Origin of the sequence: Sinorhizobium saheli, assembly GCF_001651875.1 — a bacterium.
In the GTDB taxonomy this organism is placed as follows: domain Bacteria; phylum Pseudomonadota; class Alphaproteobacteria; order Rhizobiales; family Rhizobiaceae; genus Sinorhizobium; species Sinorhizobium saheli.
The window spans coordinates 28,534-51,156 of record NZ_LNQB01000057.1; the positions used below are offsets into that span (position 1 = coordinate 28,534).

Genomic DNA, 22,623 nt, shown 5'->3' on the forward strand with positions numbered 1-22,623 from the left:
CACCCTGACCTTCTCTCCCGCCTGCGGGCTGAAGTGAGGAGCAGACGCGCGCCGCTCGTCTCTTCGCCCCGCTCGCGCGAGAAGGTGGCCGGCAGGCCGGATGAGGGGCGCATCCGCGCCGCTTATAAGGCTAATGCAACCCGCCAACGCCGAGCAGCCGCTCGACCGCCGCCTGATCCTTCGCGAGCGCCGCCGGCGTGCCGCTCCAGGCAAGCCCGCCCCGCTCCAGGATGATGACATGGTCGGCGAAATCGATCGCGCTCTGGATGCGCTGCTCGACGAGCAGGATCGTCATGTCCCCGGTTCTTGCAAGCTCGGCGAAGGCCTTCATCAGCTCCTCGCAGATCACCGGCGCAAGGCCTTCGAGCGGCTCGTCGAGGAGCAGCACCGACGGCCGGCCGAGGATCGAGCGGGCGGTCGAAAGCATCTGCTGCTCGCCGCCGGAAAGCTGCGAACCGAGGTTCTTCCGCCGCTCGTACAGGCGCGGGAACATCTCGTAGGCTTCCGCGACCGCGGTCTTCGGCCGACCCTTGAGGCCGACGAAAAGGTTCTCCTCGACCGTCAACGTCGGGAAGACGCAGCGCGCCTGCGGCACGAAGCCGAGGCCGCTCAGCGCCCGCGACGCGCTCGGCAGCGTGGTGACGTCCGTCTCGCCGATGCGGATGCGCCCGTCGTAGCGGCGGGTCTGGCCGGCGAGCGTCGCAAGCAGCGTCGTCTTGCCCATGCCGTTGCGGCCGAGCACGGCAAGGCGCGCGCCGGCCGGCACCGAGAAGGAGATCCCCTCGAGCACCCGCGTCGGCCCGTAGCCGGCGGAGAGATTTTCGACCTCAAGCGGCGTGGCTGGCATTGGCATAGCTCCCGAGATAGGCCTCGCGCACGCGCTGGTCCCTGGTCACCTCCGACGGCGTGCCGTCGAAGATGATGGCGCCGGCGGCAAGCACGATGACCCGCTTGGCGAAACGGAAGACGAGATCCATGTCGTGCTCGATCATCAGCACGGCGAGATCCGCCGGAAGATCGGCGAGCGCCTCTTCGATGCGCCCGGTGTCGCTTTGCGGCACGCCGGCCGCCGGTTCGTCGAGCAGCAGCACCCTTGGCTTCAGCGCCAGCGCCACCGCAATCTCCAGGAGCCGCTGCTGGCCATAGGCGATCTCGCTGACGCGCCGGTGCATCAGCTCGCGCAGGCCGAGCTTGCCGAGGAGGTCGCCGACCTCCGCCATGACGTCCGGCATGGCGAGGAAATGACCGAACAGACGCCCCGCCCGGCCGTCGCGCTGCAGGACCGCGAGCGCCACGTGCTCGGCCGGCGTCATCTCGTGAAACAGCCGCGTCACCTGGAACGAGCGCACCAGCCCGCGCCGGACACGGCCGATCGCATCGATGTGCGTGACGCTTTCGCCGCCGATCCGGACGTCGCCGGCATCGGCCTTGAGATTGCCGGTGACGAGATTGACGAAGGTCGTCTTGCCGGCGCCGTTCGGGCCGATCAAGGCGACGCGGTCGCCGGGCGCCATCGACAGGCTGACGTCGTCGGTGACGGCGAGGCCGCCGAAGGAGCGCTTCAGGTTCCTGACTTCGAAAATCGCGCTCATCGGCCTGCCTCCCGCCGGCGCGCAACGAAGGCGGCCGCCGTTCCGTAAAGACCGCGCGGCGCGAACAAGACGACGGCGATCAGGAGCGCCCCGACCATGGTCAGCCAATGGAAGGGATTGGCGGCCGAGACGATGTCCTCGAAGAACATGAAGACGATGGTGCCGGCGAGCGCGCCGAACAGCGAGCCGGTGCCGCCGAGGACGAGCATCACCAGGCTTTCGGCCGAGAGTGTGAAGGAGAGGCTATCGAGGCCGACCACCTGTGTCGAGATGGCGTTGAGTGCCCCGCCGACGCCCGCGACCGCGCCGGAAAGGACGTACATTTTCACGATCGCCACGCGCGGCGAGGCACCCATCGCCCGGATACGGATCGGGTCCTCCTTGATGCCGCGGCAGAGCATGCCGAAGGGCGAGCGCACGATCAGGCGCAGAAGCGCAAAGACGACGGCCAGGAGCCCGATGCCGAAGCCATAGGCGGTGCGACCCCAGAGGTCGAACGCGAAGAGACCGAGCAGCGGATCGGGCGCGATACCGGCAAGCCCGTCGCTGCCGCCTGTCCAGGACGAGGCCTTGTTGGCGAACTCGTGGAACAGGTGGATGAGGGCGATCGAAAGCACGAGTTGCGGAAGGCCATGCGCCCTCAGGATGACCACGCCGCAGACGAGCCCTGCGAACGCACCGCCGAGGACGCCTGAGACGAGCATCAGCAGCGGATCGGTGATCCCGAAATGAACCGCGGCGATGCCGGCGGCATAGGCGCCGCTGCCGAAGAGCGCCGCCTGGCCGAGCGTCGCCACGCCGCAATAGCCGGTGACGAGATCGAGCGAGAGCACCAGGAGCGCGATCGCGGTGATGCGCGTCAGAAGCGCCAGGTTGTTGGGAAACAGGAGGTAACCGATCGCGGCGAGCGCGAGGATCACCGCGAGGCCGGCCAGGTCACGGCCGAAGCTGCGCCGTTTCACCGGAGCGGTCGTCGTCGCGACCGTGTCGTTCATCGTCGCCATGGTCATTATCTCGTCCTTCCCGCCAGGCCGCGCGGGAAGACGCAGACGATGGCGATGACGGCGAGATAGAAGAAGAACTCGCCGAACTCCGGCATCAGGTAGCGCCCTGCCGTGTCGATCCCGCCGAGCAGCAGGCAGGCAAGCAACGCTCCCGGGATCGACCCCGCGCCCCCGACGGAAACGACGACGAGGAAGGTCACCATGTAGCGCAGCGCATAATAGGGCTCGACGGGCAAGAGTTCGGCACCGACGACGCCGCCGAGCGCGGCGAGCCCGACGGCGACGGCGAAGCTCACCGCATAGACGATCTCTGTGCGGACCCCGAGTGCCGCCGCCATCGCCGCATTGTCGACGGAAGCCCTGAGCTTCACCCCGAAGGCGGTCTTCTCGATCGCGTACCAGAGGCCCACGGCAACGGCGAGGCCGCAGGCGATCGCGAAGAGCCGGTGCGTCGCGATCGAGCGGAAGCCGAGGTCGACGGAGCCCCTGAGGCCCGGCGGCAGCGGCATCGTCTTGAGCGTCGGGCCGAAGACATAATTGGCGATGCCGATGATGCAGAAGGTGATGCCGATCGTCATCAGGACCTGCGTCAGTTCCGGTGCTCCGTAGATGCGCCGGTAGAGGAGCCGCTCGATCGGCACGGCGATGACGATCGTGCCGAAGACCGCGATCAGTACCGCCAACCCGTAGCCGAGGCCGAGATCGCGCGCCGCGTAGGAGGCGATATAGCCGCCGATCATCGCGAAGGCCCCGTGGGCGAGGTTGACGACCCGCATGAGGCCCATGGTGACGGAGAGGCCGATCGAGATCACGAACAGCACCATGCCGTAGGCGAGCGCATCGACCGCTATGCTGAAGATGGTTTGCATCAGCCCATCCTGTTCCTTCAGGGGTGCGAGGCCGGTCTGCCCCCTTTTCCGGATCGGCGATCGATCCTACTTCAGCGCCGCAAGGCCGGGATCGCCCTGCTTCTCGAAGGTCTGGATCTCCTTGTTGTAATAGGTGCCGTCATCGGCCTTGGCCACCTCGCGCAGATAGATGTTCTGCGTGATGTGACGCGATTCCGGATCGATCGACACGGGCCCGCGCGGGCTCGTCCAGGAGAGGCCCTTGACCGCATCGACCGCCTTGGCGGCATCCTGCTCGCCGCCGGTCGCCTCGATCATCTTGTAGATGACATGCATGCCGTCATAGGCGCCGACCGCCGGGAAGGAGAGCTCCGCCGGATTGCCGATCGCCTTGGCGGCCGCCTCGACGAAGGCCTTGTTTTCGGGCGAGTCGTGCGAGACGGCGTAGTGGAAGGTCGTGCGAATGCCGAGCGCGGCCTCGCCGAGTGCCGGCAGGTCCGATTCCTGCGTCAGGTCGCCCGGCGCGAAGAACTTGATCCCGGCGTCCTTGAGGCCGTTTTCGTTGAAGGCCTTGACGAAGCCGAGCGTCGTCGGGCCGGACGGCAGGAAGGCGAAGACACCTTCCGCGCCCGAGTCCTTGATGCGCTGCATGATCGGCGAGAAGTCGTTGGTCGAGAGCGGCATGCGGATCGCCTCGACGATCTCGCCTCCTACCGCTTCAAAACCCTGCTTGAACGCGTTCTCCGCGTCGACGCCGGGGCCGTAGTCGCTGACGACCGAGATGATCTTCGAGACACCGGCATCCTTTGTGACCTTGGCGATCGGCGTGGATGTCTGCCAGAGCGTGAACGACGTGCGCACGGCGAGCGGGCTCTTGGTGACGATCGCCGATGTCGCGGCATTCATGATCACGAGCGGCACGTTCGCCTGCTCGAGCAGCGGCGTGACCGCCATCGCATCCGGCGTGAAATAGAAGCCGGCGAGATATTGCACGCCTTCCTTGACCACCAGCTCCTGCGCGAGCGCCTTCGACTGCGCCGGATCGGGCTGCGGCACGTCGCGGTAGATGACCTCTATGTCGTCGTCACCCACCTTGCTGCCGTTCATCGCCATATAGGCGTCGATGCCCGCCTTGAAGTTCTTACCCTGCAGCGCGAAGGGGCCGGAAAAGGGCCCGATGACGCCGATCTTGATCGTGTCGGCGCAGGCCGCACCGCTCATTGCCAAGGCCGCGAGCGCAGCCAGGATGGTCCGTTTCATCTGTCCTCCCCGCGACGCCCGGCCACTCCCACCCGGCATCGCTTTAAGATCAATCGCGATTGAACGGCGGCCAGTCTGCCATGGCAAACGGTAATGCAGAAATGAAATATAGGCGGAAATCCATAATCGCCAGGTTATGGATTCCCAAGCGGCCGCGTCCGACCGCTATCGCAATGGTCGCGTTCGACGCAATCGCCCGCAGGCCAAGCCGAACGAAACAGGCGCGCTCGCGGCCATGCCGGCCTCTGCGGCCGCGCTGCCCGAGGGCGGCGGCTTCGTACGTCCTCGCCGAGGATTGTCCCGCGCAGAGTTGTGGCGAAAAACATTACAATAGTTTCATGAGTGTAGCAGCAGCATAACCAGCGCAACAACAGGATGAACTACTCATTTGTTTTCAAATCGAATTCCCAGAAAATTCGTATTTCACTAGAGGTTTCGGAAGAACAGTCCGAGAAATACATTAACCATTTTTAACATGACGCAGACGATCTGCCTGGTTATTTATATCGCCGAGGCTGAATACTGCCGGTGACCGAACGGCCACGACGCGACGGTATGAGACGGCCTCGACGGGAAGCCGGTCGCTTCCGCAAATCAGGGAGACGCAAAAATGCGCTCGCTCATCAAGACATCCGTAGTTGCAACCCTCGCCCTGGCGTTCGCCGCCGGCGGCGCATTTGCCGCCCAAAGCCACGAGACGCACATGCCGTCGTCGGACCGAGTCGAAAACGGCGACTATTACCAGGGTCTTTATCCCAATGACGGCGCGATGAGCGCTCCAGTGCCCATCATCGCGACCGAAGCGTCGGCTGCGGTCGTTGAGCGACCCCGGCTCGCCGGCATCCTCCATGCGCTTCGCGCGGCTGATCGGCGCATGGACGCGGAACGCTCGCAGGGCAAGCTCAGCGGCGTCGCCTTCAACAGGCTGCGTCGCGAGGAAGCGAGCATCCGTGCCGGCGCGATGCAGGTGGCGGCTCGCCATCACGGCATGCTACCGTACCGGTCCTATACGGACTTGCAGCGGGACGTGCGCCGGCTTGATTGGAACATCGCCCGCGCCACCTGATAACCTGACGACTCCGTCGCAATGCCGCGCACTTCATCAGGGCGCGGCATTGCCGCGAAGGCAATCACCGCTGCGAACGGCTGCAAGAGCGAACGCCCGGGAACAAAGCGCTCGCCCATCGTGTTGAACCGGGTAGACAATCCAGCACGCCGCCATGCGCCCGCCCGACTCGACCTACCGACTGCAATTTCGAAACGGCATGGACTTCGCGAAGGCCGTGGCGCTGATCCCTCACCTGGTAGAGCTCGGCATATCGCATCTCTATGCCTCGCCCGTATTCACGGCGGTGCGCGGCTCGACGCATGGCTACGACATTACCGACTATAACGAAATCGACCCCGTGCTCGGCGGCCAGGATGGCTTTCTCGGCCTCGTCCGTGCGCTCAAGGCCGAGGGTCTCGGCATCATCCTCGACATCGTCCCGAACCACATGGCCGCTCACCTCGAGAATGACTGGTGGCACAGCGTGGTCGAATGGGGGCGCGCCAGCGCCTTTGCCGGGCATTTCGACATAGACTGGAACGGCCCGCTGACCCTTCCTTTCCTCGACCGGTCCTTTGACGAGGAACTTGCGGCCGGCAACGTGCGGCTCGCCTTGAACCGCACCCGCAATTGCCTGTCGCTGCGCTATCATGACGCTCCCTATCCGCTCAACCCCGCTTCCTATGCGGCAATTCTCAGGGACGGGGGTCCGGTGCTCGAACGAATCGCCGCCACGGCCGGCGCCGCGAAGCCGAAAGATGCCGCACGCCTTCACGCCGAGATCGCGGCTGCGTTCCCGTCTCCGGCGGCCTCGGCCGAGCTCGAGGATCTCCTCGCGCGGTTCTCCGCCGACACGGAGCGTATGCGCCGCCTGCACGTGATACAGCCCTGGCGGCTGACGAGCTGGAGGACCGCGCGCGACCATCTCAGCTATCGGCGGTTCTTCGAGGTCGCCGGTCTCATCGGCATGCGCGTCGAAGACCCGGCCGTCTTCGAGGACACGCATCGGCTCGCCCTCTCCCTCGTCAGGGATGGTCTTATCGACGGGCTGAGGATCGATCACATCGACGGTCTTGCCCATCCCGAAGCCTATCTCCGTCGGTTGCGGGAGGGGGCCGGCGACCGCGCCTATATCGTCGTCGAGAAGATATTGCAGCCGAACGAAGCGCTCCCGCCGGATTGGCCCGTCGACGGCACCACGGGTTACGAGTTCATCTCGGCGCTGGCGGAGCTCCTGACCGATGAGACCTCCGGACTTTGGCACGAGGACGGAATATCCGCGGCGCAGGATGCCGTCAGGGAATGCAAGCTGCAGGCGCTCCACCATGGCTTCAACACGGAGGTCATGCGGCTCGCCAGGCTTGCCGCCCGGCTCGGCAACGCCGAGGTTCGACCGCGCCACCACACCGCGGAAGCCATTCGCCAACTGATGACGGCGCTGCCCGTCTACCGGACCTATGTGAGCGACCGCGGTGCGAGTGAGCGCGACCGGAGGCTCCTCGACGAGATTGGAGCGCAAGCATCGGCGCTCGTGCCCGCCGCCCGCGCCGAGATAGCCTTGCTCGTTGCCGCGCTGAAGGGGGAGCTCGCCGGCAGTGAACCGCAATCCGCATTCCGGACACGCTTTCAGCAACAGAGCGGCGCCGTGACGGCCAAGGCGGTCGAGGATACCTTCTTCTACCGGCGGGGCGACTATCTCGCGGCAAACGAGGTGGGTGCCGACCCATGCTGGCGGCCGGGCGGCGTCGACCGTTTTCATCGGACGATGCAGGAGCGCGCGGAGAAAATGCCGAATGGCCTTTCGGCAACGTCGACCCATGACACCAAGCGCGGCGAGGATGCGCGCGCCCGTCTCTATGCGCTCAGCGAGGCGCCGGACGCCTGGACGGATGCGGTTCGGCGATGGCACGGGATGAACGCCGGCCGGATCCGCCATCTTCCCGGTGGCGATGCGCCGGAACCATCAGCCGAGCAATTCCTCTACCAGAGCCTGCTCGGCGTCTGGCCGGTCGAACCTCCTCGCGATGACGCCGTCCTCTCCTCGCTGCGCGAGCGCATGATCGGCTTTGCCATCAAGGCGGTCCGGGAAGCAAAGCTGAGCACCAGCTGGGACTCTCCCGACGACCAATACGAAACGGCGATCGAGGCGTTTGTCGGTGCGCTTCTCGACCGGCGCGATCGGGCATTTATCGAGCATTTCGACAGGACGGCCCGGCCCTTCATTCAAGCCGGACTGATCAACAGCCTCGCGCAAACGCTGGTGAAGCTGACCGCGCCGGGTATCCCGGACATCTATCAGGGCAGCGAGCGTCTCGACCTGTCGCTCGTCGATCCCGACAACCGCCGCAGCTTCTCGGCCCTCGCGTCGCCGGCCGCGCTTCCGCGAACTCCGACCGCCGGCGATTTTGAAGATTGCAAGCAATGGCTGATCGGCACATGCCTCCACTTTCGCCGCGACCGGGGCGCCGAGCTCTTGGCGGGCGGCGACTATCGCCCCCTCGAGGTCCAAGGGCCTGGCTCCCGCCACGCCGCCGCATTCATGCGCTCAGGGGTGGGCGGACTGTCGATCACGATCGTCCCGCGGCTCGTCTTCGGCCATGTGGACGAAACCAGGCTCTCCGTCCGGGCGGATCTCTGGCGGGACACCCGGGTCACCTGGCCCTCGGACTGCCCGCCGAGGCGCCTGCGCGATATTCTTACGGGCGCCACCATCGAGCCGTGGACGCGCTTGCCCATCGCCGAGATGTTGCGTGACTTTCCGGTCGCCTTGCTCGTCGACGCGTGACGGCGTCAGTCGGCCGCCTTCCCGAGCGTATCGGCCACGTAGGCCCCGCGCTCGCCCATGGGCTGCGGTTCCCCGGTCGTGGAATCCACCGCTGTCTGGTGCTCGAGTTCGGCGTTGAGAAGAGCGCCGATCAACAATATGGCGACGGAAATCCATACCCACATCATCAGGCCGACCAGGGCGCCGAGGGCGCCGTAGGTGGCGTTGTAGTTTGCGAAATTTTCCAGGTAGAAGGAAAAGAGCCAGGAGGCGGCGATCCATAGCAGGGTGCTGAACACGGCACCCCAGTTGAGCCAGCGCAGCTTTGCCCGCTCCCGGCTGGGCCCGTAACGGTAAATGAGCACCGTGCCGATCGTCGCGAGGAAGAGAATGGCCGGCCACCGCGCCACTCGGGTCACGACCTCCACCCAGCGGTCGACCCAGAGATAGGCAAGAACCGCCGGGATCACCCCGACCGCTATGATCAGGGCAATGGCGAAGAGGAGTGCGGCGACGGTGAAGGCAAGGCACAACAGTGTCCTCCTCACTATGCTCCGCTTTTCCCTTTCGCCATAGGCAACGTTCATCGCATCGAAGAGCGCGGCAATCCCGTTGGCAGCGCTCCAGACGGAGACGATCAGGCCGCCGAAGAAACCGAGGCTGAGCGTCGCGGCCTTCTGCGTCGTAAGGGCCTGCAACTGGTCCGCAATGAGGCTATAGGAACCGGGCGGCAGAAGCTCGTCCAGAATAATCATGTGTTCGCCGATGTCGGACGGGTCGGCGAAGAAGCCGTAGAGCGACACCAGGGCGCCGAGCGCGGGGAACAGGGCGAGCAGGAGATAGAAACTCACCCCTGCGGCGATCAGGAGCACGCGCTCCTCGGAGATTTCGGAAACGACCCGCCAGAAGACGTCTCGCAGGCCCTTCGCCGGTATCCCCTCCGGGCGATCGGCGCTGCGGCCCCTTCCCGGCTCCGCGGCCTCAAGGCTCTTGACCAAGTCGAGTTGCTCCGCGCTCATCAAAAGAAACCAGCGGTGTTGCCATCCGCATGCCTTGCGACCGAGGTGATGGCCGGCGGCATGCGGCGTCTATAGCAACGCGGAAGCAATCCCCCTGTTCCCTGCCCAGGCTCGGACGCGTGGCACAGGGGCACGTTTTTCCGGCTTCGGCCGAAGGGGTCAGCCTTCTCGGCTGCTTTCCGCCGGAAAGGCAGCGCCCAGGCGCCGAATATTGCCCGCGAGCTCGGTCGCAAGCCTGAGCGCCGCGCCGGCTGCGCCGACCATTTGCGGCAGGATCAGCCACTCGAGCGTCCAGGCGGAGCCGGAGCGTTCCTGCTCGTGCACCAGTGCCTGGTGGACGCCCGAAACCTGAGTGGCATTGAATCGCGCCAGTGTGACCAGCACCTCCGCCCCGACCGGGTTCTGCTTGTGCGGCATGGCGGAAGAGCCGCCGCCGCCGGCAAGCACGATTTCGTCGCCCGCCTGGGCCATCAGGGCGACATCCTGGCCGAACTTGCCGAGGCTGCCGGTGATGAGCGACAGGAGATGGGCGAAGTCGGCGATCGCCGCGCGCTGGCTGTGCCATTGTGGGCAGTCGACCAGCGCCAGTTCCTCGGCAAGCGTCTCGCGGACCGCATCCGCCTTGCCCTTCAGCTTTTCGAGCGTGCCCGCAGCGCCGCCGAACTGGACGGCGAAGAGGTCGTGATCGATGGCATCGAGGCTGTCCTGATGCTCGAGCAGCGGCTCGATCCAGTTGCGCAGCCGGTCCGAAACGGTGATCGGGATCGCCGCCTGCATCCGCGTGCGGCCGGTGAGCGAACGCTCGCCCCATTGCCGGTCGCATTCCTCGAGCGCCGATATGACGCCGCCAAGGCGGCCGGAGAAGAGCTCGACGATCGCCTTCAGCCGCAGCATCAGGCTGGTGTCGATGACATCCTGGCTGGTGGCGCCGAAGTGGACGTGCTCCGCCGCCGCCTCGCCGACGGCGGCGCGCAATTGCCGGACGAGTTCCGGCACCACGACGCCGTCCGACGCGGTGGCACGGCGCATCGCCGCGACGTCCGGAGAGAAGGCGCGGCAGGTCTCGGTGATACGATCGGCGGCCGCGGCAGGGATCACGCCGTGGCGCGCCTCGGCGCGGGCCAGCGCCGCCTCGAAGGCCAGCATGGCGCGAATATCGGCGGCGACGGAGAACTCCGCCGCCACCGCCTCGTCGCCGAGCAGTCCGGAAAGATAGGGGTGATCGAAGGCCGAATAGGTCATGCCGCATCTCCAGGTCTCGCGCCGCTTTTTGAGGAACGAGCGCTCACAAGTACGCGGCAACGCGGGGGAACGGCTGCCGAACGATCATATATCCAGGAAGACTGTTTCCCTCTCGCCCTGGAGATGAATGTCGAAGACATAATTAGGCGGCTCGCCGCCCGCGACAAGCGTCTCGACGCGCTGGCGATGCTCGATGCGGGCGAGCAGCGGGTCTTCCGCATTCGCCGCCGCCTCCTCCGGGAAGTACATGCGCGTATGTAGGCCGATATTGATGCCGCGCGCGACGATCCAGAAGGTGATGTGCGGCGCCATCAGGCGTCCGTCCTTGAAAGGCACGCGGCCGGGCTTCACCGTTTCGAAGACGAAGGCGCCGTCTTCGGCGCTCGTGGGGCAGCGGCCCCAGCCGGTGAAGTTCGGGTCGGCGGTCCCGCGCATCTCCGACGGCGAATTGTAGAGCCCGGCCGCATCCGCCTGCCATATCTCGACGAGCGCGTCCTTGAGCGGCGCTCCGGCGCCGTCGAATACCCGGCCCGTCACGGTGATGCGCTGCCCGAGCGTCTCGTCGTTGACCATCGACGCGCCGAGGTCGCTTTCATAGACGCCGCCGATGCCGCAGAAGTTCGGCGTCAGCCCGATATGGACATAGGGCCCGGCGGTCTGCGAGGCGGTTTCCTTGAGATACTTCAGCTCCTGGACCATCAGTTGCCCTCCGGACGATTCTCGAAAAGCGTCGAGCGGCGGCCGCGCAGCACGATGTCGAACTTGTAGGCGAGCGAATCCATCGGGATGGTGTTCGCCCAGTCGAGTGCCGCGACCAGTTGCTCGATCGCGCCCCGGTCGGGGATCGTATTGACGATCGGACATTTCCAGATCATCGGATCGCCCTCGAAATACATCTGCGTGATCAGCCGCTGTACGAAGCCGTGGCCGAAGATCGAAAAATGGATATGCGCCGGCCGCCAGTCGTTGACGCCGTTCGGCCAGGGATAGGGGCCGGGCTTGATGGTGCGGAAGAAATAATAGCCGTTCTCGTCGGTGATCGTGCGGCCGCAGCCGCCGAAATTCGGATCGAGCGGCGCGAGATAGCTTTCCTTCTTGTGCCGGTAGCGCCCGCCGGCGTTCGCCTGCCAGAATTCGACCAGCGCCCCCTGAACCGGGAGGCCGCGTTCGTCGAGCACCCGGCCATGGACGATGATGCGCTCGCCGATTGCGCTTTCGCCGGCCTTGGCGAAGTTGTGGATCAGGTCGTTGTCGAGTTCGCCGAGCATCGAATGGCCGAAGACCGGACCGGTGATCTCGGAGATCGTGCCATCAAGCGAAAGCAGCGCCCGCTGCGGCGAGCGCAGGACGGAGGTCTTGTAACCGGGCGCAAGGGCCGGCGGGTGCAGGTTCCGGTCGCGCGCGAAGAAGGCGCCCGTCTCGGGCCTGGTGTCTTGCCTGTCGGACATTATCTCTCCCCTCACCTCTTTGCCGTCATGCGGCCTTGCCGGCATCCATTTCGCGAAAGACCCGCTTGGCGATCTTGATGGCATGGTTGGCCGCCGGAACGCCGGCATAGATCGCCACATGCAGGAGCGCCTCACGAATATCCTCACGCGTCGCGCCCGTGTTTGCCGTGGCGCGCACATGCATTGCCACTTCTTCGTCCTGCCCAAGCGCGGCAAGCAGCGCGATGGTGACGATCGACCGCTCGCGCAGCGTCCAGCCCGGGCGCGACCAGACGTGCCCCCAGGCCGCCTCGGTGATCAGTTCCTGGAACGGCCGGTCGAAATCCGTCGAGGCCGCTTGCGCGCGGTCGACGTGATCGTCGCCGAGAACGGCGCGGCGTGTCGCCATGCCCTGCCGGTAACGGTCGGACGGCGCGAAGGCATCACTCATTGGGGGGATCTCCCTGCATCACGTAATCGAAGAAGCTGCGCAGCGCCCGGGTCATCGCCTCCGGCTGCTCGACGCAGGGTATGTGGCCGGCATCGCGGATGACTTCCAACCGCGCCCCGGGAATGAGCCGCGCCGTGGAGCGCACCAGGTCGGGCGGCGTCGACCCATCCTGATCGCCGACGACGCAGAGCACCGGCACGGCGATCTTCCTGGCCGCTTCCGTGTAATCGGCGTCGCGGATCGCCGCACAGGTGCCGACGTAACCCGGCGTCGGCTGGCGGACGAGCATGTTGCGATAGCCGGCGAAGGCGAGGTTTTCCGGCCGGCGGAAGGCCGGGGTGAACCAGCGCTCGAGCACGCCGTCGGCGACCGCCTCGATGCCGCCCGCCTCGATCGCCGCGATGCGGGCATCCCACATCTCGGCCGTGCCGATCTTGTGGGCAGTGTCGGAAAGCACGAGCGCCCGCACGAGATCGGGCCGGCGCTGATAGAGCGACTGCGCAATCAGGCCGCCGACCGAAAGGCCGCAGACGAAGGTCCGCTTGACTGCGAGGCGGTCGAGAAGTCCGGCGAGGTCGGTTGCGTGATCCTCGATCGAATAGGGAACCTGGCCGATATCGGAGAGGCCGTGGCCGCGCTTGTCATAGAGCACGATCGCAAAATCGTCGGCGAGGCGCACGACCACGTCGCGCCAGATGCGGAAATCCGTGCCGAGCGAATTGATGAAGACGAGCACAGGTTTGTCCGCGACGGCGCCAATCACATGGTAGTGGATCGTGATGTCGTTGATGCGGGTGAATTGCACGGCCAATCTCCTCCTTCGCCAATTTGGATGTTTCATCTGGTTAGGTAAAATGATATTTTCCGGTCTTTCATTAACCCATAGGTTATGCATCCATGATCGACGCCCGGGTCAAGTTTCGCCATCTCCAGACCTTTGTCGAGGTCGCGCGCCAGAAGAGCGTGGTCAAGGCGGCCGAGCTCCTGCATGTCACCCAGCCGGCGGTCACCAAGACGATCCGGGAGCTCGAGGAGGTGCTCGGCGTAGCCGTGTTCGAGCGCGAGGGGCGCGGCATCAGGCTGACCCGCTACGGCGAGGTCTTCCTGCGCCATGCCGGCGCGGCGCTGACGGCGCTGCGGCAAGGTCTCGACTCCGTCTCCCAGGAACGCTCCGGCGATGGCCCGCCCGTGCGCATCGGCGCGCTTCCGACCGTCTCGACGCGCATCATGCCCCGCGCGATGACGCTCTTCCTCAAGGAGGAGACCGGCGCGCGCATCAAGATCGTCACCGGGGAAAACGCGGTACTGCTCGAACAGTTGCGCGTCGGCGACCTCGACCTCGTCGTCGGCCGGCTCGCCGCGCCCGACAGGATGACCGGCTTTTCCTTCGAGCACCTCTATTCTGAGCAGGTGGTCTTCGCCGTGCGCGCCGGCCACCCGCTGCTCTCCGGCAGGCAATCGGTCTTCGCGCATCTGAGCGACTATCCCGTGCTGATGCCGACCCGCGCCTCGATCATCCGCCCCTTCGTCGAGCGCTTCCTGATTGCCAACGGCATCCCCGGCCTGCCGAACCATGTCGAGACCGTCTCCGATTCCTTCGGCCGGGCCTTCGTGCGCTCCAGCGACGCCATCTGGATCATCTCGACCGGTGTCGTCGCCACCGACATCGAGGACGGGCTGCTCGCCACCCTGCCGATCGACACCAGCGAAACCCGCGGGCCGGTGGGCCTCACCATGCGTACCGACGCGATCCCGTCGCTGCCGCTCTCGATCCTGATGCAGACGATCCGCGAGGCGGCGGGGGCGACAATGGCGAAGACCTGATTCCGGTGGTGCGCTCCCTTGTTCAAGGCAAGTGCCCGGATTATATATCCAGATATAATCTGGAGGATGGCTGATGACCAATGCGGCACAAAAGAAGGCGGTTGAGAACTATCGCGCCCGTCTGACGCGGCGCGGCGTCAAGCGGTTCGAGGTCATGGCACCCGAAGCCGACCGTGAGCTCATCCGCGCCTTAGCCCGTCGCTTGGCCGAAGGCGGGTCAAGCGCCGAGCAGGTGCGGGCGGCCGTGAAGACGGCGGTAGCCGGCAAGCCGAGCAGCCCCGGGGGCATTCTTGCCGCGCTTCGCCGCTCCCCCCTGGTCGGAGCCGATCTCGATCTCTCCCGCGGCCGTGAAGAGGGGCGCAAGGTCGATCTTTGACGCGCTATCTCCTCGACACCAACATAATCAGCAACATCGTAAAGCCACAGCCATCGGAGTCGCTGCTCGCCTGGATGGCGGCGCAGCGCGACGAAGACCTGTTCATCGCGTCGCTGACTCTGGCGGAAATCCAACGCGGGATACTGGAAAAACCACACGGCAAAAGGCGCGACGCGCTCGACGGATGGTTCTCCGGTCCCGAGGGTCCCCAGGCGCTGTTTGCTGGCCGTATCCTGCCATTTGACGACAGGGCGGCGCTCATTTGGGCGCAGCTCATGGCGGATGGAAAGAGCGCGGGGCGTCCGCGCAGCGGGCTCGACATGATCATTGCCGCCGTGGCGCTCGCAAACGAATGCGCCGTGGTAACGGATAACGCGAGAGATTTCGTCGGGCTCGATATCGTCAATCCGCTACGGGGGCCACCTGATACTGCATAGGACCGGCGCTCGATCAGCGCGACGGGAACATCGCTTCCCAAATGCTCGTCTTCTCGAAACGCCAGGGCCATTGCGGCACATGGCGGCTGTCGGGCGTGCTGACGACAGCGTCGATGAGCATTTCGGCGTCGCGACGTTTCTGGTCGATGCGGTTTTCGCGCAGGATCGCAAGCAGCGCTTCGGCCCTCCCCCGCTCGGCAATCGCTGACGACACCAGCCGCTTATAGGTTCGATCCTTGAAGAAGGTCGCCTGCGCCGCGGCCAGCAATAGATCATGTTCGGCGGGCGTGATGAGCGCTTGCTGCAGGCAGCGCGCCAGCGTTGCGCGAACATTGACGAGCGCTTCGCTCAACGGCAGGAAGTCGAGCTCGGCGGGCCCGTGGGACTGCGCGACCTCCGCGTCATCCTCCAGGGCGCCGCTTGCGAATTCCCGATAGATCTGTCCGACGCCCACCATCCCGAACGGTGCGCATTCGGCCGCGCGCAGGGCGCCGAGGCTTGCGGCTCCGAAGACATGCACGCCTTGAGCAAGACCGAAGAGGATCTCCTTGTGCCAGACGGCGGGGACGTACTCATAGACCCCGTCGACGAGCCCGATCACATTGGCGCCCTCCTCGACCGTCTTGAAAATGTCGCCCTGCCTCGCCGGCGGGCGCAGTTGATAGTCGGAGTTGGAGGAAAGGTTCGCGCCATGGAATGTCGGTCCGCCGAAGATCACCCTCATCTCGAGCTCAGAACTCCCTTCACGGTCCGCGGCCGAATCGTCGTTTACGGACCTGCCGCATCTTCAACCCAACACGCTTGCAATCTCCGGGTCAAACCTCGACAGGGCTGAGCGTCCGCCGGCGATGCTTCGCAGCCGGATCAAAACGGCAACCCGACATAGTTCTCCGCCAGCGCCGTCGCGGCCGCGCGCGAATGGGTCAAGTAGTCAAGCTCCGCCTCCTGGATCTTCTGGTCGAAGGCGCCCGTGCCCGGGAAGCGGTGAAGGATCGTCGTCATCCACCAGGAGAAGCGTACCGCCTTCCACGCGCGCGCGAGGGCGCGCTGCGAGTAGGCGTCGAGACCGGCGTTCGAGCGGTCCCGGTAATGTTCGCGCAGCCCCTCGAAGAGATAGTGCACGTCACTTGCAGCAAGGTTCAGCCCCTTGGCGCCGGTCGGCGGCACGATATGGGCGGCATCGCCGACCAGGAACAGCCGGTTGAACCGCATCGGCTCGGCGACGAAGGACCTGAGCGGCGCTATCGATTTTTCGAAGGACGGCCCCGTCACCACCCGTTCGGCATGATGGGCAGGCAGGCGGCGGCGCAGTTCGTCCCAGAAGCGCCGGTCGTCCCATTCCTCGATCTTCTCGTCGAGCGGGCACTGGACGTAGTACCGGCTGCGGCTCATCGAGCGCATCGAGCAAAGCGCGAAGCCGCGCGGATGGTTGGCATAGATCAGCTCGTCGTTGACCGGCGGCACGTCGGCAAGGATGCCGAGCCAGCCGAAGGGATAGACCTTCTCGAACGTACGGATCGCCTTGTCCGGCACCGAGCGGCGGCTCACTCCGTGAAAGCCGTCGCAGCCGGCGATGAAATCGCAGTCGATGCGGTGGGTGACGCCGTGCCGCTCATAGGTGACGCGGGGGGCATTGCCGTCGAAATCATGCGGCGTCACATTCGCCGCCTCATTAATCGAAAGCATCCCCGACTGCTCCCGGTGATCCATCAGGTCGTGAGTGAGCTCCGTCTGGCCGTAGATCGTCACCCGCTTGCCGCCGGTGAGGTCGAAGAGGTCGATGCGGTGATCGCGGCCGTCGAAGGCGAGCGAGATACCATCGTGCAGCAGGCCTTCGGCATGCATGCGAGCGCCGGATCGCGCCTCGTCCATCAGCCGGACGGTCCCCTCCTCGAGCACGCCGGCGCGCACCCGGCCGAGAATATGGTCCTTGCTTGCCCGGTCGAGGATGACGTTGTCGATCCCCGCCAGACTGAGCAACTGCCCGAGCAGCAGGCCCGATGGCCCTGAGCCGATGATGGCAACCTGGGTACGCATGATGTCCTCCCTCGATCCTGCCCGGAGCCGCATGCGGCCGCTTCACCGCCGCGCCGCTCCGGAAACTGTCTTTTGTCAGGAATTCTGCGCGCCGCCGGCGCTCCTCTCAATGGACATTTCCACCAGGAAATTGCACTAATCGAACACCAGCGCCGGGTGAAGAAGATGAAACGGACCGTGCCGACCTACGAGCTATACGGCGAGGAAACCGGCGGCAGGCCGGATTTCTGGCTGCATTGCGAAACGATCTCCGCTCGCAGCAGCCTTTATCGCTGGGAGATCGGCCTGCACCGGCACGAGAGTTTCTTTCAGATATTGTACATCGGTGGCGGCGCGGGCGATGCGGTCTTCGGCGGAACGACCCACGCGATCGCGCCGCCCGCCGTCATCACCATCCCGCCGGCGATCAACCATGGCTTCCGTTTCTCGGAGGACATCGAGGGCTTCGTCTTCACCGTGCTGGCCTCGCATCTGCCGGTTCCGTCGGGTGAAAGGAGCAGGCTTGGCGCCTGGATGGCAAGACCGTGCCTGACGCGGATCGGCGGGAGCGAGGACGGTCGCTATATCGCCGAGACGCTGCGGCGCCTCGCGCAGGAATGGGAAACGCGGCGGAGCCACCGGATTGGCCTCATCGACGGCTATCTGACGACCGCGCTCACGCTGACGGCCCGGCTGGCGGAGACGCCGGCGGATGGAGACGCGGCCGGGGAGAGCGAGAACGAGCGGCGCCTGGAACGCTTCGAGGCGCTCCTGCGCCAGCATTATCTCTCGCACCGGCCGGCCGTCTTCTATGCGCGCGAACTCGGACTTTCGCCGACCCATCTCAACCGCGTCGTCCGGGCAATGACCGGGCGGAGCGTACATGAAGTCATCGCCGGCAAACTCGTCGACGAGGCGAAGCACGAACTCGTCTTCACCCGCGAAAGCGTCCAGGAGATCGGCTTGCGCCTGGGCTTTTCGGATCCCGCCTATTTCTCACGCTTCTTCCTGCGCCGGACCGGCATGACGCCCCGCGCCTGGCGGGTCGCCGAACGGCAGAGGCTCGGGGCATGACCTACTGCATGTCGTTGGCCCAAAACCGCTGCCCACTTTGGGCGACATGCATCTTTGTTTCATGCATGTCGTTATCCCAAAACCGCTGCGCACTTTTGGGCGACATGCATTTAGAGCGGAATGCACTCACATGCGTTCGCGCCACCGCTCTATCTGCTTGTTTGCCGCATTTGTGCGACGTCAGGTGATTCCACCTGACTGCAAAATGCTCTAATACCCCCTCGCCGCGCCGGCGCCGATGCGGCTGTCGGCGGCGCCGTTGTAGCGGGCGCCGGTACCCGCCTCGATCTCGGCGAGGTTTTCGCCGCCGATGAGAATGCCGGTCGCCTGGCCCCAGATGGGCCAGTTCTCGTCGACCTGGACGTCATGGCCCATCGCCGAGAGAAGCTTCCGCGTGTCGGGCGAGAGCGCGTAGGGCTCCATGAACACCTTGTCCGGCAGCCATTGATGGTGGATGCGCGGCGCATCGACGGCCTCCTGGATATCCATGCCGTGGTCGATGACGTTGACGATCGCCTCCAGCGTGATGGTGATGATGCGTGCGCCGCCGGGGCTGCCGATGACCATGAAGGGCTGGCCGTCCTTGGAGATGATGGTCGGGCTCATCGACGAAAGCGGCGTCTTGCCGGGCGCGATCGCATTCGCCTCCCCTTGCACGAGGCCGTAAAGGTTCGGTGCGCCGGGCTTGGCGGTGAAATCATCCATCTCGTTGTTGAGCAGGATGCCGGTACCCGGCGCCACCACGCCCGCGCCGAAAGAACCGTTCAGCGTATAGGTGACGGCGACGGCGTTTCCCTCGTCGTCGATGATCGAGTAGTGGGTCGTCTCCTTGCTTTCGGCGAAGCCCTCGGGCATCAGCGCCTCGGAGGTGCCGGCCTTGAACGGGTCGATCTTGTCGCGGATCTCCTCCGCATAGCCCTTGTCGACGAGCTTTGCGACCGGGTTTTCGACGAAGGCCGGATCGCCCAGCGCCGTGTTGCGGTCGACATAGGCGTGGCGCATCGCCTCAATCATCGCGTGCACCGTCTCGGCCGAACCATAACCGAGATAGGAGAGCGGATAGCCTTCGAGGATGTTGAGGATCTCGCAGATGATCACGCCGCCCGACGAGGGGGGCGGCGAGGAGACGATGTCGTAGCCGCGATAATTGCACTTGACCGGCTCGAGCTCGCGAACCTGGTATTGTTCGAAATCCTTCTTGGCGAGAATGCCGCCCTTCTCCGCGCTCGCCTTGACGATCGCGTCTGCGATGGCGCCCTTGTAGAAGGCGTCCGGCCCCTTCTCGGCGATGCTTGCGAGCGCGTTCGCAAGATCGGCCTGCACCAGCCTGTCGCCCACCGCGAAGGGCTTGCCGTCCGGCTTCAGGAAAATCGCAGCGGCGGCGGGGTCCCTGGCCAGTTTTTCGGTGTTCCCGTCGAACGAGGCGACATCTCCCTGCTCCAGCACGAAGCCCTCGCGCGCAAGCGTTATCGCCGGTTCGATCAGCTCCTTCAGCGGCCGCGTGCCGTAGCGGCTGCGGGCGAATTCGAAGCCTGCCACCGGCCCCGGCACGCCGACGGCGAGATAGCCCTCGGTGCTCAAGCCTTTGACGAGGTTGCCCTTGTCGTCGAGATACATGGATTTCGTGGCGGCAAGCGGCGCGCGTTCGCGGAAATCGAGGAAGGTCGTCTTGCCGTCCTTGAAGCGGATCGTCATGAAGCCGCCGCCGCCGATATTGCCCGCGGTCGGGTAGACGACGGCGAGCGCGTAGCCGACGGCAACCGCCGCGTCCACCGCATTGCCGCCCTTCGTCAAGACCTCGACGCCGATGTCCGAGGCGATATGCTGGGCGGTGACGACCATGCCGTGCTCGGCCTTGACCGGCGCCGGCGAGGCCGCTTGGCCGCGCCACGGCGCGAGCGCACCGAGCGCGAGCATCAGGGTAAAGGATAAGGTCTTCAGGCTGGGGCTGCGCATGCTCTCCTCCTGCGGCAGGAACGCTGCCGGTCAATGATTCCCCCTCGACCCGGGAGGACTGTAGCATCAAAGATCAGGAGTTGCAGTCAGGGATCGCGGCGTTCAATCGCCGGAATAACGCTCCTCGCGCCAGGGATCGCCGCGCATGTGATAGCCGTTCCGCTCCCAGAAGCCGGCCGAATCGGCGGCACGCAGATCGATGCGCCTCAGCCATTTGGCGCTCTTCCAGAAATAGAGATGCGGCACCACGAGCCGCATCGGTCCGCCATGGGAGCGGGTGATCGGCTCGCCCTCCCAGCTCGTCGCGAGAATTGCGTCCTCGGCGGCGAAGTCGGCCAGCGGCAGATTGGTGCTGTAGCCATCATAGCTCGTCAGCATGACATAGGCCGCCTCGGACCTGGGCATGACGTGGTCGAGCAGGTCGCGCGTGAGGACACCGTGCCACCGGTTGTCAAAGCGCGACCAGCTGGTCACGCAGTGGATATCGGAAGAGCTGTCGCTCTGCGGGAGAGCCTGAAACGCATTCCAGTCGAGCGACAGCGGGTTTTCGACAAGCCCGGTCACGTCGAGCCGCCAGGTCTCCAGGATGAGATGCGGCTGCTGCCCCAGGTCCAGAACCGGCCAGTTCTTGACGAGGCGCTGCCCCGGCGGGAGCCGATCGGTCTCGGGGCGGGCGATACGGCCGGTCAGGAACTTGCCTGCCTGCGCCCAGCGCCGTTTGGTGGAAGTGAGCTTGGTTTCCGGCGCCTGCTCGTTCTCATTCATAATGCACCCGTCGCTTCTTTTTTTAATTGTAGAGCCTGACCTTGGAACGTCGCCGCGTCAAGCAAGCGGCCGGAGTGCATAAGAGCTACGCCTTTCGGGCTAATCCGTCGAATTACCGTCGGTTGACGGCTCGGGCTGGCCGTGACACTCTGCTGCAGTGCAGCAATGTTGCGCCTGCTTCGTGCTGTTTCCTGCTCCATGGAGGATGACTTCCGTGGCTGAATGCTCAACTTGCACCGGACGTTTGCGGGCACGGGCTGCCCCGGGCGCGCGTCCTCGCCCGGGACGCCGCCAATATCTCAGGTTGAGCCGGCCGATTTCCGGCTGACCCAACAATTGCCGTCATTCTGGCGTTGATGCGCGTCGCCTAACCATTTGGGGAAGACGGAAGCGGTCGAGGCGAAAACGTCTCTATGAAGGAGAAACAGCGGTATGAAGGTTCTGTTTGCCGGCGGAAACGGTTACTATCCCGAATTCAGCGGCGGTGTTCAGTCGAGCACCCATCACCTCGTCCAGCAATTGCGCGACCGCGGTCACGAGGCCGGTGTTTTGGCCTCCCTTTTCGGCGACGGCTTCTTCGGCTTCAAGGCACGCGTGAGGCTGAAATTATCCGGCGGACGCGGTGTTCTCGACAACTTTCCCGGATATCCCGTCGTGCGCGCCTGGCATCCCTGGGAAGCGGCGCCGTTCGCGGTTGAGAAGCTGAAGCCCGACGTTGCCGTTGTGCAGTGCCACAAATCCGTGCCGATCGGCAAGGCGCTGCAGGTGCACAACGTGCCGCTTGTCGTCTATCTGAGGAACGTGGAGTTTCATGAGCTCGCCGGCGACCTCCGGGAGCTGACCTCCGCTCTCTACATCGCCAATTCCGAATTCACCGCCGGCGCCTACGAGGAGAAGTTCGGCATTGATTCGATCGTCATCCCGCCCACGATCAATCCCGAGGCCTACAGGACCGAGACGACGCGGGAATATGTCACCTTCATCAATCCCTATAAGGAAAAGGGGTTCGAGCTCGCGGTCCGGATCGCCGAGCAGTGCCCGGAGATTCCCTTCCTGTTCCTCGAAAGCTGGAAGCTCGCCGACGACCATCGCGCGGAGATCGAGAAGATCATCGCACCGTTGAAAAACGTGAGGCTGGAAAACCGCACCAGCGACATGAAGACGGTCTACGGGCGCACGAAGATCCTGCTGGCGCCGAGCAAGTGGGAGGAAGCCTGGGGGCGCGTCGCCTCCGAGGCCCATTGCAGCGGCATTCCCGTGGTCGGCTCGAGCCGCGGCGGATTGCCGGAAGCGATCGGCGAAGGCGGCATCACCCTCGACTACGATGCGCCTCTGGAAGAATGGACCGGCGCGATCCGCCGGCTGTGGAGCGACGAGGCGGAGTACCAAAGGCTGTCCGCAGCCGCATCGATATTTGCCGAGCGCCCGCTGATGCAGCCGGCAAGGCAGTTTGCGGCCTTCCTCGAGGTCCTCGAGCGCGCCGCGGCGAGCCGCCCCGCAGCACTCAAGGCGTCCTGAGA

General features: G+C 65.2%; 22 protein-coding genes. 7 read left to right on the plus strand and 15 right to left on the minus strand.

Annotated features, from left to right (window positions below; all coding sequences use genetic code 11):
* Positions 1–130: 130 nt before the first annotated feature.
* The 5 genes from ATB98_RS04555 to ATB98_RS04575 form a co-directional block, all read right to left on the minus strand.
* Positions 131–847, minus strand: a complete 717-nt coding sequence (locus ATB98_RS04555) for an ABC transporter ATP-binding protein (protein WP_066869702.1) — start codon at positions 845–847, stop codon at positions 131–133.
* Entirely contained in the window at positions 828–1,592 is a 765-nt protein-coding gene (locus tag ATB98_RS04560; protein WP_066869706.1) for an ABC transporter ATP-binding protein, read from the minus strand. The genes ATB98_RS04555 and ATB98_RS04560 overlap by 20 nt, the downstream gene beginning before the upstream one ends.
* Positions 1,589–2,596, minus strand: a complete 1,008-nt coding sequence (locus ATB98_RS04565; RefSeq protein WP_066869792.1) for a branched-chain amino acid ABC transporter permease — start codon at positions 2,594–2,596, stop codon at positions 1,589–1,591. Before ATB98_RS04565 ends, ATB98_RS04560 begins: the two co-directional genes overlap by 4 nt.
* A 5-nt stretch (positions 2,597–2,601) precedes the next feature.
* Positions 2,602–3,465: a branched-chain amino acid ABC transporter permease gene (locus ATB98_RS04570; RefSeq protein ID WP_066869709.1), complete on the minus strand. Its 864-nt coding sequence runs from the start codon at positions 3,463–3,465 to the stop codon at positions 2,602–2,604.
* 66 nt (positions 3,466–3,531) lie between these two features.
* A complete protein-coding gene (locus ATB98_RS04575) occupies positions 3,532–4,704 on the minus strand; it encodes an ABC transporter substrate-binding protein (protein WP_066869712.1) in 1,173 nt (390 codons plus the stop codon).
* Positions 4,705–5,314: 610 nt separating this feature from the next.
* Here ATB98_RS04575 and ATB98_RS04580 point away from each other — a divergent pair.
* Together ATB98_RS04580 and treY are read left to right on the plus strand one after the other, a co-directional pair.
* Positions 5,315–5,770: a hypothetical protein gene (locus ATB98_RS04580; protein ID WP_066869716.1), complete on the plus strand. Its 456-nt coding sequence runs from the start codon at positions 5,315–5,317 to the stop codon at positions 5,768–5,770.
* A 154-nt stretch (positions 5,771–5,924) separates the two neighbouring features.
* Positions 5,925–8,537 (plus strand): malto-oligosyltrehalose synthase, encoded by a 2,613-nt coding sequence (treY, locus tag ATB98_RS04585; protein WP_066869719.1) that lies wholly within the window; start codon positions 5,925–5,927, stop codon positions 8,535–8,537.
* 5 nt (positions 8,538–8,542) lie between these two features.
* On the opposite strand, the gene ATB98_RS04590 is transcribed toward treY, so the two are convergent.
* The 6 genes from ATB98_RS04590 to pcaD all read right to left on the minus strand — a co-directional run bounded on the left by ATB98_RS04590 (position 8,543) and on the right by pcaD (position 13,460).
* Positions 8,543–9,535: a YihY/virulence factor BrkB family protein gene (locus tag ATB98_RS04590; protein WP_066869722.1), complete on the minus strand. Its 993-nt coding sequence runs from the start codon at positions 9,533–9,535 to the stop codon at positions 8,543–8,545.
* A gap of 159 nt (positions 9,536–9,694) precedes the next feature.
* Positions 9,695–10,777 carry a 3-carboxy-cis,cis-muconate cycloisomerase gene (locus tag ATB98_RS04595; protein ID WP_066869725.1) on the minus strand — a complete coding sequence of 361 codons (1,083 nt, stop codon included), beginning with the start codon at positions 10,775–10,777 and terminating at the stop codon, positions 9,695–9,697.
* 84 nt (positions 10,778–10,861) lie between these two features.
* Positions 10,862–11,476, minus strand: coding sequence for a protocatechuate 3,4-dioxygenase subunit alpha (pcaG, locus tag ATB98_RS04600; protein ID WP_066869728.1), 615 nt, complete (start codon positions 11,474–11,476; stop codon positions 10,862–10,864).
* Positions 11,476–12,225 carry a protocatechuate 3,4-dioxygenase subunit beta gene (pcaH, locus tag ATB98_RS04605; RefSeq protein ID WP_066869732.1) on the minus strand — a complete coding sequence of 250 codons (750 nt, stop codon included), beginning with the start codon at positions 12,223–12,225 and terminating at the stop codon, positions 11,476–11,478. Before pcaH ends, pcaG begins: the two co-directional genes overlap by 1 nt.
* Before the next feature lie 25 nt (positions 12,226–12,250).
* Entirely contained in the window at positions 12,251–12,655 is a 405-nt protein-coding gene (pcaC, locus tag ATB98_RS04610; RefSeq protein ID WP_066869734.1) for a 4-carboxymuconolactone decarboxylase, read from the minus strand.
* Positions 12,648–13,460: a 3-oxoadipate enol-lactonase gene (gene pcaD / locus ATB98_RS04615; protein ID WP_066869795.1), complete on the minus strand. Its 813-nt coding sequence runs from the start codon at positions 13,458–13,460 to the stop codon at positions 12,648–12,650. The genes pcaC and pcaD overlap by 8 nt, the downstream gene beginning before the upstream one ends.
* Positions 13,461–13,552: 92 nt before the next feature.
* On the opposite strand from pcaD, the gene pcaQ reads away from it, so the two are divergent.
* From pcaQ to ATB98_RS04630, 3 genes are all read left to right on the plus strand, one after another.
* On the plus strand, positions 13,553–14,479 hold the full coding sequence (gene pcaQ / locus ATB98_RS04620) for a pca operon transcription factor PcaQ (protein WP_066869737.1): 927 nt from the start codon (positions 13,553–13,555) through the stop codon (positions 14,477–14,479).
* A gap of 73 nt (positions 14,480–14,552) precedes the next feature.
* Positions 14,553–14,855: a hypothetical protein gene (locus tag ATB98_RS04625; protein ID WP_066869740.1), complete on the plus strand. Its 303-nt coding sequence runs from the start codon at positions 14,553–14,555 to the stop codon at positions 14,853–14,855.
* Positions 14,852–15,292: a PIN domain-containing protein gene (locus ATB98_RS04630; protein WP_066869743.1), complete on the plus strand. Its 441-nt coding sequence runs from the start codon at positions 14,852–14,854 to the stop codon at positions 15,290–15,292. Before ATB98_RS04625 ends, ATB98_RS04630 begins: the two co-directional genes overlap by 4 nt.
* 13 nt (positions 15,293–15,305) lie before the next feature.
* On the opposite strand, the gene ATB98_RS04635 is transcribed toward ATB98_RS04630, so the two are convergent.
* Together ATB98_RS04635 and pobA are read right to left on the minus strand one after the other, a co-directional pair.
* Positions 15,306–16,016, minus strand: coding sequence for a TfuA-like protein (locus ATB98_RS04635; RefSeq protein WP_066869747.1), 711 nt, complete (start codon positions 16,014–16,016; stop codon positions 15,306–15,308).
* A 140-nt stretch (positions 16,017–16,156) separates the two neighbouring features.
* On the minus strand, positions 16,157–17,329 hold the full coding sequence (gene pobA, locus ATB98_RS04640; RefSeq protein ID WP_066869750.1) for a 4-hydroxybenzoate 3-monooxygenase: 1,173 nt from the start codon (positions 17,327–17,329) through the stop codon (positions 16,157–16,159).
* A gap of 165 nt (positions 17,330–17,494) precedes the next feature.
* On the opposite strand from pobA, the gene ATB98_RS04645 reads away from it, so the two are divergent.
* Positions 17,495–18,382: a helix-turn-helix domain-containing protein gene (locus tag ATB98_RS04645; RefSeq protein WP_066869798.1), complete on the plus strand. Its 888-nt coding sequence runs from the start codon at positions 17,495–17,497 to the stop codon at positions 18,380–18,382.
* Between the two features lie 210 nt (positions 18,383–18,592).
* Here ATB98_RS04645 and ggt read toward each other — a convergent pair whose 3' ends face one another.
* Both ggt and ATB98_RS04655 read right to left on the minus strand, forming a co-directional pair.
* Entirely contained in the window at positions 18,593–20,338 is a 1,746-nt protein-coding gene (ggt, locus tag ATB98_RS04650; protein WP_066869753.1) for a gamma-glutamyltransferase, read from the minus strand.
* 102 nt (positions 20,339–20,440) lie between these two features.
* Complete coding sequence (locus ATB98_RS04655) at positions 20,441–21,103, minus strand: sulfite oxidase-like oxidoreductase (RefSeq protein ID WP_066869756.1); 663 nt, start codon at positions 21,101–21,103, stop codon at positions 20,441–20,443.
* Positions 21,104–21,535: 432 nt separating this feature from the next.
* Here ATB98_RS04655 and ATB98_RS04660 point away from each other — a divergent pair, with 432 nt between their 5' ends.
* Positions 21,536–22,621, plus strand: a complete 1,086-nt coding sequence (locus tag ATB98_RS04660) for a glycosyltransferase (RefSeq protein ID WP_066869758.1) — start codon at positions 21,536–21,538, stop codon at positions 22,619–22,621.
* Positions 22,622–22,623 lie beyond the last annotated feature (2 nt).